General features: G+C 61.1%; 14 protein-coding genes. All 14 read right to left on the reverse strand.

All coding sequences use genetic code 11. The annotated features are described in order from the left end of the window. Positions 1-54 precede the first annotated feature (54 nt). Positions 55-3,576 (reverse strand): DNA polymerase III subunit alpha, encoded by a 3,522-nt coding sequence (dnaE, locus tag ACX1DW_RS09005; protein WP_458993256.1) that lies wholly within the window; start codon positions 3,574-3,576, stop codon positions 55-57. Between the two features lie 156 nt (positions 3,577-3,732). Further along, complete coding sequence (gene rnhB, locus ACX1DW_RS09010; protein ID WP_152481077.1) at positions 3,733-4,371, reverse strand: ribonuclease HII; 639 nt, start codon at positions 4,369-4,371, stop codon at positions 3,733-3,735. After that, positions 4,371-5,504: a lipid-A-disaccharide synthase gene (gene lpxB / locus ACX1DW_RS09015; RefSeq protein WP_458993257.1), complete on the reverse strand. Its 1,134-nt coding sequence runs from the start codon at positions 5,502-5,504 to the stop codon at positions 4,371-4,373. Before lpxB ends, rnhB begins: the two co-directional genes overlap by 1 nt. 1 nt (position 5,505) lies before the next feature. Then, positions 5,506-6,282, reverse strand: coding sequence for an acyl-ACP--UDP-N-acetylglucosamine O-acyltransferase (gene lpxA / locus ACX1DW_RS09020; RefSeq protein ID WP_063543797.1), 777 nt, complete (start codon positions 6,280-6,282; stop codon positions 5,506-5,508). After that, positions 6,279-6,719, reverse strand: coding sequence for a 3-hydroxyacyl-ACP dehydratase FabZ (gene fabZ / locus ACX1DW_RS09025; protein WP_063543795.1), 441 nt, complete (start codon positions 6,717-6,719; stop codon positions 6,279-6,281). The genes lpxA and fabZ overlap by 4 nt, the downstream gene beginning before the upstream one ends. 102 nt (positions 6,720-6,821) lie before the next feature. Next, positions 6,822-7,880 (reverse strand): UDP-3-O-(3-hydroxymyristoyl)glucosamine N-acyltransferase, encoded by a 1,059-nt coding sequence (lpxD, locus tag ACX1DW_RS09030; RefSeq protein WP_458993258.1) that lies wholly within the window; start codon positions 7,878-7,880, stop codon positions 6,822-6,824. Between the two features lies 1 nt (position 7,881). Next, a complete protein-coding gene (locus ACX1DW_RS09035; protein ID WP_063544005.1) occupies positions 7,882-8,385 on the reverse strand; it encodes an OmpH/Skp family outer membrane protein in 504 nt (167 codons plus the stop codon). Positions 8,386-8,433: 48 nt separating this feature from the next. Then, entirely contained in the window at positions 8,434-10,785 is a 2,352-nt protein-coding gene (bamA, locus tag ACX1DW_RS09040; protein WP_156244559.1) for an outer membrane protein assembly factor BamA, read from the reverse strand. A gap of 69 nt (positions 10,786-10,854) precedes the next feature. Further along, entirely contained in the window at positions 10,855-12,207 is a 1,353-nt protein-coding gene (gene rseP / locus ACX1DW_RS09045; protein WP_133455905.1) for an RIP metalloprotease RseP, read from the reverse strand. 61 nt (positions 12,208-12,268) lie between these two features. Further along, the gene (gene ispC / locus ACX1DW_RS09050; RefSeq protein WP_458993259.1) at positions 12,269-13,459 is read right to left on the reverse strand and encodes a 1-deoxy-D-xylulose-5-phosphate reductoisomerase; all 1,191 of its coding nucleotides are present in this window, start codon (positions 13,457-13,459) and stop codon (positions 12,269-12,271) included. Next, positions 13,456-14,271, reverse strand: a complete 816-nt coding sequence (locus tag ACX1DW_RS09055) for a phosphatidate cytidylyltransferase (RefSeq protein ID WP_458993260.1) — start codon at positions 14,269-14,271, stop codon at positions 13,456-13,458. The genes ispC and ACX1DW_RS09055 overlap by 4 nt, the downstream gene beginning before the upstream one ends. Next, positions 14,265-15,026: a polyprenyl diphosphate synthase gene (uppS, locus tag ACX1DW_RS09060; protein WP_102840848.1), complete on the reverse strand. Its 762-nt coding sequence runs from the start codon at positions 15,024-15,026 to the stop codon at positions 14,265-14,267. Before uppS ends, ACX1DW_RS09055 begins: the two co-directional genes overlap by 7 nt. A gap of 133 nt (positions 15,027-15,159) precedes the next feature. After that, entirely contained in the window at positions 15,160-15,717 is a 558-nt protein-coding gene (gene frr / locus ACX1DW_RS09065) for a ribosome recycling factor (protein ID WP_458993261.1), read from the reverse strand. Further along, a complete protein-coding gene (gene pyrH / locus ACX1DW_RS09070; RefSeq protein WP_102840847.1) occupies positions 15,714-16,457 on the reverse strand; it encodes a UMP kinase in 744 nt (247 codons plus the stop codon). The genes frr and pyrH overlap by 4 nt, the downstream gene beginning before the upstream one ends. Positions 16,458-16,522 lie beyond the last annotated feature (65 nt).

Below are 16,522 nucleotides of genomic sequence, written 5' to 3' on the forward strand. Positions count from 1 at the left end.
CGTTCAGGCCTGACTCGGAAAGCACATGTCGATGAACTTTCCGGGCCCGGCCCTCTATCGGTATTGCAGGAAGACGTTGTCGCGTCCGAACTGGTCACGCAATGCCTGAATCAAGTTGTCCGCCGGATCGATTCGCCAGTCCTCGCCGAACTGCAGCAGCGCCCGCGCATCGCGACCGGTGTACTCCAGCGTGATCGGGCAAGCGCCGCGATGGCGGCCGCAAACCTCGGCCAGCCAGCGCATGCGTTCGCCCTTGAGCGCCTCGCCGGCGACCTTGACCCGCAGGCTCTCGGCCAGACCGGTACGCGCTTCCTCCAGACTCATCACACGCTTGGCGCGCAGGCGCAGGCCGCCGGAAAAGTCGTCGTTGCTCACCTCACCTTCCACCACCACCAGGGCATCGGTCTGCAGCAAGGCCTGCGCCGTGTTGAACGCCTCGGCGAACAGCGAAGCCTCGATGCGCCCCGAGCGGTCATCCAGGGTGATGAAGCCCATCTTGTCGCCTTTCTTGTTCTTCATGACCCGCAGGTTGACGATGAGGCCGGCAATGGTCTGTTCTCCGCGCGCCGGGCGCAGGTCGACGATGCGCTGACGAGCGAAACGACGCACCTCCCCCTCGTATTCATCGATCGGGTGGCCGGTGAGATAGAGACCGAGGGTGTCCTTTTCGCCTTTCAGACGCTCCTTCAGCGAAAGCTCGCGCGCCTTTCGGTGATTGGCGTAGACGTCGGCCTCCGGCTCGGCGAACAGGCCGCCGAACAGGTCCATGTGGCCGCTCTCGGCGCTGCGTGCGGTCTGTTCGGCGGCCTGTACCGCCTCTTCCATCGCCGCCAGCAGCACTGCGCGGTTGCGGTCGATGTTGGCCTGGTAGGCCTTGGCCTCTTCGAAGAAATACGGTCCGAGGCGATCCAGCGCACCGGAGCGGATCAGTGCTTCCAGGGTGCGCTTGTTGATGCGTTTGAGGTCGATGCGCGCGCAGAAATCGAACAGGTCTTTGAACGGACCGCCCGCGGCGCGGCATTCGGCGATGGCCTCGACAGGCCCCTCGCCCACACCCTTGACCGCGCCCAGGCCATAGACGATGCGGCCGTCGTCATTGACGGTGAACTTGAACTCGGAGACGTTAACGTCGGGCGGATCGATGCGCAGCTTCATGCTGCGGCATTCCTCGATGAGGATCACCACCTTGTCGGTGTTGTGCATATCCGCCGAGAGCACGGCTGCCATGAACGGCGACGGGTGATGAGCCTTGAGCCAGGCCGTCTGGTAGGACACCAGGCCGTAGGCGGCCGAGTGCGATTTGTTGAAGCCGTAGCCGGCGAACTTTTCCACCAGGTCGAAGATGTTGCCCGCCAGGTCCGCATCGATCCCATTATTGGCGCAACCTTCGATGAAGCCGCCGCGCTGCTTGGCCATCTCCTCGGGCTTCTTCTTGCCCATGGCGCGGCGCAGCATGTCTGCGCCACCAAGGGTATACCCGGCCATGACCTGAGCAATCTGCATCACCTGCTCCTGATACAGGATGATGCCGTAGGTGGGCTTGAGTACCGGCTCCAGCCCGGCGTACTGGTAGTCCGGGTGCGGGTAGGAGACTTCGGCCCGCCCGTGCTTGCGGTTGATGAAGTCATCGACCATGCCCGATTGCAAAGGTCCGGGACGGAACAGCGCCACCAGTGCGATCAGGTCTTCCAGGCAGTCGGGCTTGAGCTTTTTGATCAGCTCCTTCATACCGCGGGATTCGAGCTGGAATACCGCAGTGGTTTCCGCCTTTTGCAGCAATTGGTAAGTCGGCTTGTCATCCAGCGGGATGAAGTCGATGTTGATCGGTTCCAGGCCCTTCTTGGACTGTTCGCGGTTGATGGTTTCCAGCGCCCACTTGATGATGGTCAGCGTGCGCAGGCCGAGGAAGTCGAACTTCACCAGGCCGGCCTGCTCGACGTCGTCCTTGTCGAACTGGGTCACCAGGCCGCCGCCTTCCTCGTCACAGGCGATCGGCGCGAAGTCGGTGAGCTTGGTCGGCGCGATCACCACACCGCCGGCGTGCTTGCCGGTACCGCGGGTGATGCCTTCGAGCTTGAGCGCCATATCCCAGATTTCGCGGGCGTCCTCGTCGACGGCGAGGAAGTCGCGCAGCGGCTCCTCCATCTCATAGGCCTTCTCGAGGGTCATGCCCACCTCGAAAGGGATCATCTTCGACAGACGGTCGGCAAGACCATAGGACTTGCCCTGGACCCGCGCCACGTCACGCACCACCGCCTTGGCCGCCATGGTGCCGAAGGTGATGATCTGGCTCACCGCATTGCGCCCGTACGCCTCGGCTACGTAATCGATGACCCGGTCGCGGCCGTCCATGCAGAAGTCGACGTCGAAGTCGGGCATGGAAATACGCTCGGGGTTGAGGAAGCGCTCGAACAGCAGGTCGTAGGCCAGCGGATCGAGGTCGGTGATCTTCAGCACGTAGGCCACCAGCGAGCCGGCACCCGAACCGCGGCCCGGGCCGACCGGCACGCCGTTGTTCTTGGCCCACTTGATGAAGTCCATAACGATCAGGAAGTAACCGGGAAAGCCCATCTGAATGATGGTGCCCAGTTCGAACTCTAGGCGGTCGATATAGACCTGCTTCTTCGCCTCGTAGTCCGGCGTGTCCTTGGGCAGCAGGACTTCCAGGCGCTCCTCCAGGCCCTCAAACGAGACCTGACGCAGGTAGTCGTCGATGGTCATGCCTTCGGGTACCGGGAAATTCGGCAGGAAGTAGGTACCCAGCTGCACTTCGATGTTGCAGCGTTTGGCGATCTCGACGGTGTTTTCCAGCGCCTCGGGCAGGTCCGCGAACAGCTCGGCCATCTCCTCGGGCGTCTTCAGGTACTGCTGATCGGAATAGGTGCGCGGGCGACGCGGATCATCCAGGGTACGGCCTTCACCGATGCAGACGCGGGTCTCGTGCGCCTCGAAGTCATCCTGCTTGAGAAAGCGCACGTCGTTGGTCGCCACCAGCGGCGTGCCGCTGCGCTCGGCCAGCGCCACGGCGGCATGCAAGTGTTCTTCGTCGTTGACCCGATTGGTGCGCTGCACTTCCAGGTAGAAGCGATCGGCGAATACCTCACGCCATTCGGCGAGACGCGCTGCCGCCAGCGCATCATCGCCATTGAGCAGGGCCTGACCAATTTCTCCCTCCTTGGCACCGGACAGCGCGATCAGCCCTTCGGCTGCTTCTTTCACCCAATCGCGCTCGATGATGACCAGATCGTTGCGCTGGCCTTCAGTCCAGCCGCGAGAAATCAACTCGGTCAGATTGCGATAACCCTTGGGGTTCATCGCCAGCAGCGTCAGGCGGCTGAGCGGACCATCCTCGTCGCAGCCGGCCAGCCAGATATCGGCGCCACAGATCGGTTTGATTCCGGCACCCTGGGCCGTCTTGTAGAACTTCACCAGCGAGCACATGTTGCTCATGTCGGTCACCGCCACCGCCGGCATTCCGCCCGCCGCCACCGCCTTTATTAGCGGCTTGACCCGTACCAGGCCATCGACCAGCGAGTACTCGGTATGCAGACGGAGATGGACGAAGGAAGCAGGCATGTACAGACCTTGAGCTGGCAGAACGACAAGCGCGGGATTGTACCGGAAAGCAATCGTCCGCTGGCGAACGTACCGACCGCCCGAGCCATCGCAAACCGTGACCGCAGAAGCGCATGAAGGCAGAGCGGAACCTCTGCCCGTGGCAGCCGGTGAGCCCTAGACCAGCAGGACGCTGGTCGGAACCTCTACCTCGCTGCTCACCTGTTCGAGCATCGCGCGGACGGGTGCAAACGAGCGACGGTGAATGGGCGTTGGCCCGAGACGACGCAGCGCTTCAAGGTGGCTCGGCGTCGGGTAGCCCTTGTGGCCGGCCAGCCCATAGCCCGGATAGCACAGATCCAGCGCCTGCATTTCGCGGTCGCGGCTGACCTTGGCCAGGATGGACGCGGCCGCGATGGCCGGAACCTGTGCGTCACCCTGGATCACCGGCGCGCTGGGCACGGCCAGCTTAGGGCAGCGATTGCCGTCGATCAGCGCCAGCCGCGGTGTGACGCTCAGTCCTTCGACCGCACGCTGCATGGCCAGCATGGTGGCATGCAGGATATTGAGCTGGTCGATCTCCTCCACCTCGGCGCGTGCGATGCACCAGGCGACCGCTTTCTCCCGAATTTCGTCGAACAAGGCCTCTCGGCGAGCCTCGGTCAGCTTCTTCGAGTCATTCAGCCCTTCGATCGGCCGTGCCGGATCGAGGATCACGGCCGCCGTCACCACAGGACCACACAGCGGCCCACGGCCCACCTCGTCGACACCGGCAACCAGCTCTTCCACGAGATTGAAATCGAGCCCGAACTGCATCAGCGTGCTTCCACCAACCGCAGAACCGCATCGGCGGCCTGACCCGAGGCGTCACAGCGCAGCGTGCGATGGATGCTGTCGAATCCCTCCGTCTGCACTTCGCCATCATCCAGCAGGGGCGACAACGCCTGGGCCAGCGCCTCCGGTGTCGCCGCATCCTGCAGCAGCTCCGGCACCAGCAGGCGCTGCGCCAGTAGATTGGGTAATGCGACGTAAGGGCTTTTCACCAATCGGCGCAAGATGCGATAGGTCATCGGCGCCACGCTGTAGGCCACCACCATGGGCCGCTTGAATAGCAACGCCTCGAGCGTGGCGGTACCGGAGGCGATCAGCACCGCGTTGCAGGCGGCCAGCGCCTCGTGGGATCGGCCGTCGAGCAGCGTCAGCGGCAAGTCGCGGGCTGCCAGCATCTGTTCCAGCTGCAGCCGGCGCTCCGGGCTGGCGCAGGGCATGACGAAACGAATGCCGGGACGCATGGCGCGCAACCGCTCGGCAGCGCTAAGGAACAGTTCGCCCAGACGGGATACCTCACCACCGCGGCTGCCCGGCATCAGCGCGACGATCATGCCCTGCTGCGGCAAACCGAGCGCCTCCCGTGCGGCTGCGCGGTCGGCACAAAGCGGAATGGTATCGGCCAACGGATGGCCGACGAAGCGCACCGGCACCTGATGCTCGTCGTAAAACCTGGCTTCGAAGGGGAACAGCGTCAGCATCAGATCGCAGGCTTCGCGAATCTTCAACACTCGCTTCTGCCGCCACGCCCAGACCGACGGGCTGACGTAGTGGACCGTCTTGATCCCGGCTCGACGCAGCTTGAGCTCGAGCCCCAGATTGAAATCCGGGGCGTCGATGCCGATGAATACATCTGGCCGCTGCGCGATCAAAGTGCTCACCAGACGCTTGCGGCGAGCAAGGAGCTCCGGCAATCGGCCAAGCACTTCGACGAGCCCCATCACCGCCAGCCGTTCCAGCGGAAAGTAGGACCGCAGCCCTTCAGCCTGCATGCGCGGACCACCTACGCCGATGAACTCGACATCGGCATGTTGCGCCTTCAGCGCCTGCATCAGGCCCGCGCCGAGAATGTCACCAGAGGATTCCCCGGCAACCAGCGCAACCCTGAGCGGTCTGCTCATTTCAGCGGGTGATGCCACGAGTCGAAGCCTGGATCGAGTCGCGGAAAATCGCGACCTCGGGGAATGCCGCTGCACTCTCGGCCAGTTCGCTGAGCGCTGCCTCGACCGTCAAGCCTTTGCGGTAAACGACCTTGTACGCATTGCGCAAGGCATGCACGGCTTCGGCGCTGAAGCCGCGACGACGCATGCCCTCGAAGTTCATGCTGCGCGCCTCGGCCGGATTTCCGAACACGGTGACGAATGCCGGCACATCCTTGCCAATCGCCGTCCCCATACCGGAAAAACTGTGCGCACCGATATGGCAGAACTGATGTACCAGGGTGTAGCCGGAAAGAATCGCCCAATCCCCAACGTGCACGTGCCCGGCCAGCGCGGTGTTGTTGACCAGGATGCAATGATTGGCGATGACGCTGTCGTGGCCGATGTGCGCATAGGCCATGATCAGGTTGTGATCACCGATGGTGGTTTCGGAACGATCCTGCACGGTGCCGCGATGGATGGTGACACCCTCGCGAATCACGTTGTTATCCCCGATCACCAACCGCGTCGGTTCGCCCTTGTATTTGAGATCAGGAGTGTCTTCGCCGACCGAGGAGAACTGATAGATGCGATTGTTGCGACCGATGCGGGTCGGTCCCTTGATGACCACGTGCGACGCGATCACCGTACCCTCGCCAATTTCGACATCCGGGCCGATGATCGACCAGGGCCCTACCTGGACGTCATCCGCCAGCCGAGCCGCGGGATCGATAATGGCGCGAGGGTCGATCAAACTCATATTTCCTGTTCCGCGCAGATGATTTCAGCCGAGCAGACCGGCTTGCCATCGACGGTAGCGCGACAATCGAACTTCCAGATGCCGCGCTTGTTGCTCAGGAAGGCCGCCTCGAGAACCAGTTGGTCACCTGGACGAACCGGCTGGCGGAAACGCAGCTTGTCAGAACCGACGAAATAGTAAAGCGTGCCATCGGATGGCTTGACGCCCATCATCTTGAACCCCAGCAAGCCAGCCGCCTGGGCCATCGCCTCGATGATCAGCACGCCCGGCATGATCGGATGCTGCGGGAAGTGACCGTTGAAGAACGGCTCGTTGATGGTGACGTTCTTGTAGGCGCGAACGCGCTTGGCCTCGATATCCATCTCCGTCACCCGGTCCACCAGCAGGAAGGGGTAACGGTGAGGCAAATATTCGCGAATCTCGTTGATGTCCATCATGTCAGGAAAGCGCCTGTAAGAAAGTAAAGGGCCGCCTGCGCCGAAAGCTCGCGCCAGCATTCACAGACAGCACCCCGAAAAAAACCGGATCAGACGGTAAGCTCAGGCATCAGAAGTCGGATTCAGATCCTGAGTCACGGCTGCCAGGCTTTTCTCCAGCTGCTGCAGCCGGCGAGCCATGTCGTCCAGCTGACGAATACGCGCGGCACTCTTTCTCCAATCGGCCGCGCTCTGCATCGCAGTGCCCGATGAATAGCTGCCGGGCTCGGTGATTGAACGAGTGACCATCGTCATACCGGTGACGAACACGTTGTCGCAAACCTCGATGTGGCCGACCATGCCGACGCCACCGGCGATCATGCAGTTGCGCCCGATCTTGGTGCTGCCTGAAATCCCCGCACAACCCGCCATGGCGGTGTTATCACCAACCTGCACGTTGTGCGCGATCATGATCTGGTTGTCGAGCTTTACGCCGTTGCCAATCAGGGTATCGGAGAGCGCACCGCGGTCGATCGTAGTGTTGGAACCGATCTCGACGTCATCCCCAATACGCACGCCGCCGATCTGAGCGATCTTCTGCCAGGCACCTTTTTCCTTGGCGAAACCGAACCCCTCGCCGCCGATCACCGCACCCGATTGAATGACGACACGCTTGCCGATCAGAACGTCGTGGTACAGCGTGACCCGCGGCGCAAGGCGTCCACCCTCGCCAATGCGGCAGCGTGCGCCGATGAATGACTGCGCACCGATCACCACATCCTTTTCGATGACCGCGCCGGATTCGATCACCACATAAGCGCCGACGCTGGCAGACGCATCGACATCTGCATCATCGGCCACTATTGCCGTGGGATGGACCCCAGCGCGGACAGCCGGACGCGTCTCGAACAGATGGGAAGCACGTGCGTAGGCAAGATAGGGGTCACTGACGACGATCGCCGAACCACCGAAACTCCCGGCATCCTCAGCTGACAGCAATACCGCTGCGGCGCGGCTGGTCGACAGATACTTGCGGTACTGGGCATTGGCGAGGAAGCTCAGCTGCGTTGGCCCCGCCTCCTGCAGCGTCGCCAAGCCATCGATGACCTGCGCAGCGTCGCCGCGCAGACTGCCACCCAACACCTCGGCCAGCTGACCGAGCGCGAAAACTGCACCGACCATATCAGCGCAGCTGATTCATGCGCTCGATGACCTGGCGGGTGATATCGAACTGCGGTTTGACATCCACCACGGCACCGCGCTCGAACACGAGATCGTAATTGCCCTTCTTGATCACCTCTTCGACAGCCTGGTCCAGCTTCGGCTTGAGCTGCTTGAGCATGTCGCGGTCAGCCACGGCCTTGGCCTCGTTCAGCTCCTTGGACTGGAACTGGAAGTCACGAGCCTTCTGCTTGAATTCGAGTTCCAGACGCTCGCGCTCGGCCTGCTGCATCTTGTCGCCATCCTTGACCAGACGGTCCTGGATACGCTTGGCATCGCTTTCGAGCGACTTGAGTTTGCTCAGCTGGGGGCCGAACTTCTTCTCGGCATCGACCGCATAGCGCTTGGCCGCGTCGGACTCGAGCAGTGCCATCTGATAGTTCATGACGGCAATCTTCATTTCGGCAAACGCGGGAGTCGCTACCAGCGCGGCAACGACGAGAAACAGTTGAGTCAACTTACGCACGGTAAACACCACTCCTGAAAGAAAGCACTGAAGCATGGCGCCCCAATGTTAGAACGTTTGTCCCAGCGAGAACTGGAATACCTGGGTGTCGGCCTCGTCCGGCTTGACCACCGGCATCGCCAGACTGAAGCTCAGCGGACCCATCGCGGTGATCCAGGTCAGCCCAACGCCCACCGAACTGGCCATGTCACCAAAGTCGATATCGCTGCAGTTCTTCGATTCCGAAGGACAATTGGTGTTGTAGACATTACCCACATCCCAGAACACGGAAGTACGCAGCGAACGCTGATCCTTGACGAACGGCATCGGGAACAGCACTTCAAGACCACCCTGAATCAGCACGTTACCACCGAACGGCAACGGGTCCTGGTCCGGGTCGGCAATGGTGCCAGGCCGCGAACCGTCGCTCGGAGTACTGCGCGGGCCAAGACTGCTATCTTCGAAACCTCGGACGGAATTGAAACCACCCGCGTAATAATGCTCGTAGAACGGCAGGCTTGAGGTCGAGCCGTAGGCATCGCCATACCCGAGGCGGGTGTGCATGCGCAGGGTATAGTCCTTGGTCATCGGCACGAACAGCTGGCCGTTGTAGTCGAGCTTATAGAACGACAGATCGCTTCCGGGGATGGTCGTTTCGAAAACCAGGCTCTGCGAGTGACCACGTGTGGCCAGCACGCCGCGATTGAGGGTCGATTCCGACCAGCCGGCCGATGCCTTGAAGTTGAGGAAGCTATCGCCCTCCTCTTCCATGAACGTGAAGATCTCGTCCACCGTATAACGACCGGTGTCCAGATCATCCTGCTGCAATGTAAGGCCGAAGGACAGGCGCGATGTTTCGCTGATCGGATAGCCGATATTGATACCGCCACCCAGGCTGTCCACCGAATAGCTGGATACGTCGTAGTCCAGCTCATCGTAGTCGGTGGTGCGGTAGAAAGCGTTGTAGCCCAGGCTGACGCCGTCTTCGGTCCAGTAGGGGTCAACGAAGCCGAAGTTGTAGCGCGACTGGTACTCGCTGCGGGTCAAGCCCAGCGAAACACGGTTACCGGTACCGAGGAAGTTGTTCTGACTGATCGAGCCACCAAGGATCAGGCCGGCGTTCTGCGCGAAGCCGATACTGGCCATGATCGAGCCGGACGGCTGTTCCTCGACGCTGTAGTTCACGTCGATCTGGTCGTCGGTGCCAGGCACCTGCGGCGTTTCGACGTTAACCTCCTTGAAGAAACCCAGGCGCTCGAGGCGAGTCTTGGATTGATCGATCAGATAGGTCGACGCCCAGCCACCTTCCATCTGGCGCATCTCGCGACGCAGCACTTCGTCTTCGGTTTTGGTGTTGCCACGGAAGTTGATGCGATTGACGTACGCGCGCTTGCCCGGATCGACCACGAAGGTGATCGAGACAGTATTGTCTTCGTCATGGGCTTCCGGAACGCCATTCACGTTGGCGAAGGTATAGCCCTCGTTACCCAGCCGCCGCGTGATGAGTTCGGAAGTGGACGTCATCACCTTGCGGGAGAATACCTGCCCTTCCTTTGCCAGCAATAGCGCCTCGATCTCTTCCTGCGGAACCTTGAGATCGCCACTGAGCTTGACGTCGCGGACCGTGTAACGCTCACCTTCGTCGATATTGACCGTCACATAGACGTGCTTCTTGTCCGGCGTGATGGATACCTGGGTCGAGGTGATATCCATGTTGATGTAGCCACGGTCCAGGTAATAGGAACGCAAGCGTTCCAGATCGCCGGACAGTTTCTCGCGGGCATACTTGTCGTCGTTGCGGAAGAAGGAAAGCCAGTTGGTGGTCTTGAGCTCGAACAGGTCGACCAGATCCTCGTCCGGAAACACCGAGTTACCGACAACGTTGATGTGCTTGATGGCCGCGACCGAGCCCTCATTGATCTTGATTTTCAGCGCGACACGATTGCGCGGCTGGGCGACCACTTCGGTTTCGATGGTGGCCGAATAACGACCCTGAGCGACATATTGGCGCTGCAGTTCGTTGCGCACGCCTTCGAGCGTCGCACGCTGGAAAATCTCGCCCTCGGCGAGCCCTGACTGCTGCAGCCCAGACAGCAGATCCTCGGTCTTGATCGCCTTGTTGCCCTCGATCTCGATCGCCGAAATAGATGGGCGCTCGACTACGCTGATGACCAGCACGTCGCCGTCACGACCAAGCTGGATATCCTGAAAGAAGCCGGTACGAAAGAGCGCGCGGGTCGCTTCAACGAGACGGCTGTCGTCTGCAGCCTCACCCACATTCAACGGCAGCGCACCAAAGACGCTGCCGGCAGAAACCCGTTGCAGACCATTGACGCGGATATCGGAGATAGTGAAGGACTCAGCGTGAACTTCGGCGATCATCAATGCGGAGATAACCGCAGGTAGCAGCAGACGTTTCATGAAGTCCTTTCTTATTCAAACCTGATGAATGAACCGGCAATTGGGCACGGCGACACTATGGATTCGGCGTTACAGACGGCCAAGGTCGTTGACCAACGCAAGCAGCATCACGCCAACCACCAGGCTGATGCCGATCTGTACTCCCCATCCCTGCACCCGCTCCGACAATGGACGACCACGCACCCACTCAACGAGATAGAAGAGCAGATGCCCGCCGTCGAGCACCGGGATAGGCAATAGATTGAGAACCCCCAGACTAATGCTCAGGTAGGCGAGGAAATTGAGGAAATCCCCCAGACCGGACTGGGCAGAAGCGCCCGCCACTTTAGCAATGGTTATCGGGCCGCTCAAGTTTTTTACCGACAGCTCCCCGAACAGCATTTTCTTCAGTGAATCGAGCGTCAGCAGACTCATGGTCCAGGTGCGTCTGACACCTTCAGCCACCGCTTCGAGCGGGCCGAAGCTGACCTCGCGCAACATTTCAGCTGGCCACTCCCCTCCCTCGACGCCAGCTCCAAGATAACCGCGCCGCACTTCGCCCTCGCCGCGGGTGGCCAGTGTTAGCGATACATCCAAGCGCTGCCCTTGCCGCTCGACCTGCAACGAAACTGGCTCGCCAGGCAGAGTCCTTACTGCATCGATGACCTGCTGCCAGTCATCCAGAGGCTGCTGATTCAGGCTGAGCAGACGATCACCGAGACGGATTCCCGCTGCCTGCGCCGGCCCCTCTGGGTCCAGCTGCGCGATCACCGGGACAATCTGCGGCCGCCATGGCCTGATACCGAGCGAGGTTATGGGATCGGGCTCCTCGACCCCCTTCAACCAGTTCTGCAGGGAAATCTGCAGATGTCTCTCGCTGGAGCCGCCCACATCACGCACCGTAACGTCGAGCTGCCCGCTCTCCCCCAGGCGCCTCACCAGCTGCAGATTGACCTCACCCCAACCGCTAACCGGCTTACCGTTGACCGCAACGATTTCCTGGTCAGCGGACAACCCGGCCTGAGCAGCGAGACTGCCCGGCTCGACCGCGCCGATAACTGGACGAATCTGCTCGCTACCAAGCATGGCCAGCAGCCAGAAGAACACCAGAGCCAGGAGGAAATTGGCGAGCGGACCTGCGGACACGATGGCAAACCGCTGACGGACGCTCTTTCGGTTAAACGCGCTGTCGATCAGCGCCGGCGGCACGTCCCCCTCGCGCTCGTCCAGCATCTTGACGTAGCCACCCAGGGGTATCGCAGCGATGACGAACTCGGTGCCCTGACGGTCATGCCAGCGGAACAGCGGGCTGCCAAAGCCGACGGAAAATCGCAGCACCTTTACACCGCAACGACGCGCAACCCAGAAATGCCCAAACTCGTGGAAAGTGACCAACACCCCGAGCGCCACGAGGGTACCAATGATCATGTAAAGCGCGCCCATAACTATCCTCCGGGGGTGGGTCTGGTGCTGATATCGCTGCCGGCCGCAGGCCAGCAGACCCCTATCGCCCGTTGCGGTCGAGCCACTGTCCAGCACGTTCCCGTGCACATCTGTCAGCCGCCAACACATCTTCGAGGCAGCCTACGGCCACTGGCGCCTCACGGCTCAATACGTCGTCGATGATACTCGCGATCTCGGTGAAACGGATGCGTCGATTGAGAAACGCCTCGACCGCCACTTCGTTCGCCGCATTCAGCATCGCGGGTGCGGTACCACCGTTTTCAGCTGACTGACGAGCCAGCTGCAGGCAAGGAAACCGCGAATCGTCCGGCGCCTGGAAGTCGAGCCGACCGATCTGCAGGAGGTCCAATGCCGAGACTCCGGACTCGATCCGCTCCGGCCATGCAAGCGCATGTGCGATCGGGGTACGCATATCCGGATTTCCCAGCTGCGCCAGTACCGAGCCATCGACGTAATCGACCATGGAATGGATGACACTCTGCGGATGAATCACTACCTCGACCTGACTCGGGTGAGCGTCGAACAACCAGCAGGCTTCGATCAGCTCGAGCCCCTTGTTCATCATGCTGGCCGAGTCCACCGATATCTTGCGTCCCATCGACCAGTTGGGGTGGGCACAAGCCTGTTCCGGCGTCACATCGATAAGCCGCTCCGGCGCAAACTCGCGGAAGGGCCCACCGGACGCAGTCAGCAGGATACGTCGTACGCCAACCGAACCGAGCCCTTGGGAATAGGCGGACGGCAGACACTGGAAGATCGCGTTGTGCTCGCTATCGATGGGTAACAGCACGGCCCCACTGTCGCGCAACGCCCGCATGAACAGGGCACCGGACATCACCAGCGCCTCCTTGTTGGCGAGCAGCACCCGCTTACCGGACTGTACTGCGGCCAGCGTCGGCTTCAGGCCCGCAGCACCCACGATGGCGGCCATGACCACGTCCGTCTCGGGATGTGCTGCGACCTCGCTCAGACCGCCCTCGCCACTCATGACCTGAGTCGTCAGACCATCTTCGCGCAGCTGCTGCTGCAGAGCTCTGGCCTGGGCCTCGTCAGCAGCCACCGCGAAGCGCGGACGATGGACAAGACAGAGCGCCCTCAGCTCGGCAAGACGGCTGAAACCGGTGAGTGCGAAGACAGCGTAACGATCCGGGTGACGCGCAATGACATCCAGCGTGCTGAGACCGATCGAACCAGTAGCGCCAAGAACGGTTACCTGTAACGGTCGATTCACAGCGCGCCCCAACCTGCTAGCCACAACAGCACAGCGAACACCGGGATCGCAGCGGTGAGGCTGTCGATACGATCCATCACGCCGCCGTGCCCCGGCAGCAGCTGGCTGCTGTCCTTGATGCCGGCACTGCGCTTGAACATGCTCTCAGTCAGATCACCGACGACCGATATCGATACCACAAGTGCGGCGCCGAGCAGAGCTAGAACCAGTTCGCGAGCCGTCCAACCGCGATACACACCGACCGCGAGCGTGACGAGCAAGCTGGTCAGCAGCCCGCCAACCAGCCCCTCCCAGCTCTTGCCAGGGCTCACCTTCGGCGCCAGCTTGCGCCTGCCGAAAGCCTTGCCAGAGAAATAGGCGCCGATATCCGCCACCCATACCAGAATCATCACTGCCAGAATCAGCCAATTGCCCAGTTGCCATTGCTTGAGCACCACAAGACCCTGCCAGGACGGCAAAAGCACCGCCAGGCCGATCAGCAGGCTGCCGCCACGACCGCCCCACAGGCGACTGCTCTCCGGGTAGGTCAGCACCAGATAGGTTGCGACCAGCCACCAGAGCACAGCCAGGGCCAGCATCCAGGGCGCCAACGATGGAAACTGGTAGAGCACACCAAGCAGCAGTGCCACCAACAGCGCGTATCCGACCCGTAACCCCTGACCGGCAAAACCAGCCAGCCGGGCCCACTCCCACGCCCCCAAGACCACAACGAGGCCGATGAAAAGCGCGAAGGCGAGTCCTTGGAGAAGAAAGAAACCTACGATCGCAACAGGCAGAAGTATCGCTGCGGTGATGATGCGCTGCTTCAGCATTCGACCTTGACCTCGCTTTCGACCTGTTCGCCGGTCTTGCCAAAGCGCCGCTGTCGTGTAGCGAAATCCGCGAGAGCCTTACGCATGGCGACGTGCTTGAAGTCCGGCCAGTAAAGATCGGAGAAATACAGCTCCGCGTAAGCCAGCTGCCACAACAGAAAATTACTGATGCGCCGTTCGCCGCCGGTTCGGATGCAAAGATCCGGCAAAGGCATGTCCCCCGTCGCCAGATAGCTTTGAAACAAGGCTGGGGTGATTTCGGCAGGGTTCAGCCGCCCGGACTGAGCCTCGCTGGCAAGATGCTGAGCCGCCTGCAGGATGTCCCACTGACCACCGTAATTGGCGGCCACCTGGAGCACGAAGCGGTGATTGGCTGCAGTCATTTCCTCGACTTCGAGCATTGCCGCCTGCAGTTCTGGATGGAAACGAGTGCGGTCTCCGATGATGCGAAGCCGAATGCCGTTCTCGTCAAGCTTGCGCGCCTCGCGACGCAAGGCAGAAAGGAACAGCTCCATCAACGCGCCAACCTCGTCGGCCGGACGCTGCCAGTTCTCGCTGGAGAAGGCGAACAGTGTCAGCACCTCGACACCGGAATCGGCGCAGACCTCGATCACCGCTCGAACAGCATCGACGCCCGCCTTGTGCCCGGCTACACCAGGCAGCAGGCGCCTCTTCGCCCAGCGGTTGTTGCCATCCATGATGATCGCTACGTGACGGGGAATTTTCCGCCCGGCAATCTGCCTGACCTTTTCCATGAACAACTCTACTTGCGCTAGAACACGCTGCAAACAAAAGAAAAAGCTGCCAGCAACAGCTTCCAGGCACCGCTGCCGCCGCCCACAGCGACCGAAGTCGACTGCGGCCACGGCGGCAACTATCCAATAGCGGTCAAACAGCCATCAGATCGCTTTCTTTGGCCTCGAGGGCCTTGTCGATCTCTGCGACGTACTTGTCGGTAAGCTTCTGGACGTCATCGTGGCCACGGCGTTCCTCGTCCTCGCTGATTTCCTTCTCCTTGACCAGATCTTTCAGCTGAGCGATGGCATCGCGACGGATGTTGCGAACCGCAACACGAGCATTCTCGGCTTCGGCCCGCGCCTGCTTGGTGTAACCCCTGCGCGTCTCTTCGGTCAGAGCCGGCATCGGCACACGGATCGTGGTACCCGCCGTAGCCGGATTGAGGCCCAGATCAGAGGTCATGATGGCCTTTTCGACGGCCTGGATCATGCTCTTGTCAAACACAGTAAGCGCCAGCGTGCGGGAATCCTCGGCCACAACGTTGGCCACCTGGCGCAACGGCGTATCGGCGCCGTAATAGGAAACCATGACGCTATCGAGGATGCTGGGATGAGCCCTACCGGTGCGAATCTTGGCAAAGGCGTGATCCAGCGATTCCAGGGTTTTCTTCATGCGCTCCTGCGCGTCTTGCTTGATCTCGTTGATCATTCGTTCGATTCCTCGATCAGTGTTCCTTCGGCGCCACCCAGCACAATATTGAGCAGGGCGCCGGGCTTGTTCATGTTGAACACACGCAGCGGCATGTTGTGATCGCGGCACAGGCAGATGGCGGTCAGATCCATTACCCCGAGCTTGCGATCGAGCACTTCATCGTACGTGAGCTCGGCGAACTTCTCGGCGTTCGGATCCTTGAAGGGATCAGCCGTATAGACGCCGTCAACCTTGGTCGCCTTGAGCACGACATCCGCCTGGATTTCGATCGCGCGCAGGCAGGCCGCCGAATCAGTGGTGAAGAACGGGTTGCCGGTTCCGGCAGAGAAGATCACCACTTCGCCGCTCTTGAGATGACGCATGGCCTTGCGGCGGTCGTAATGGTCGGTGACACCGACCATGGAAATGGCAGACATGACCAGCGCCGGGATATTCGAACGCTCGAGCGCATCACGCATGGCCAGCGCATTCATGACCGTTGCGAGCATGCCCATATGATCACCGGTAACCCGATCCATTCCCGCTGCGGAAAGCGCCGCGCCACGGAACAGATTACCCCCACCGATCACCAGGCCGACCTCGACACCAATGCCCACCAGCTGCCCGACTTCCAGAGCCATGCGATCAAGCACCTTGGGATCGATTCCGAAGTCTTCGGAACCCATCAAGGCCTCGCCGCTTAATTTGAGCAGAATGCGTTTATAGCGTGGGTTGCGTGCACTCATCTGCTGAGCCATTGGCGTTCTATCTCCTGCGGCGTGGTGTGACTAAGACTGGCCGAACCCGGCCAAAAAATATCTGC

It is taken from the genome of Stutzerimonas sp. KH-1, assembly GCF_054483855.1.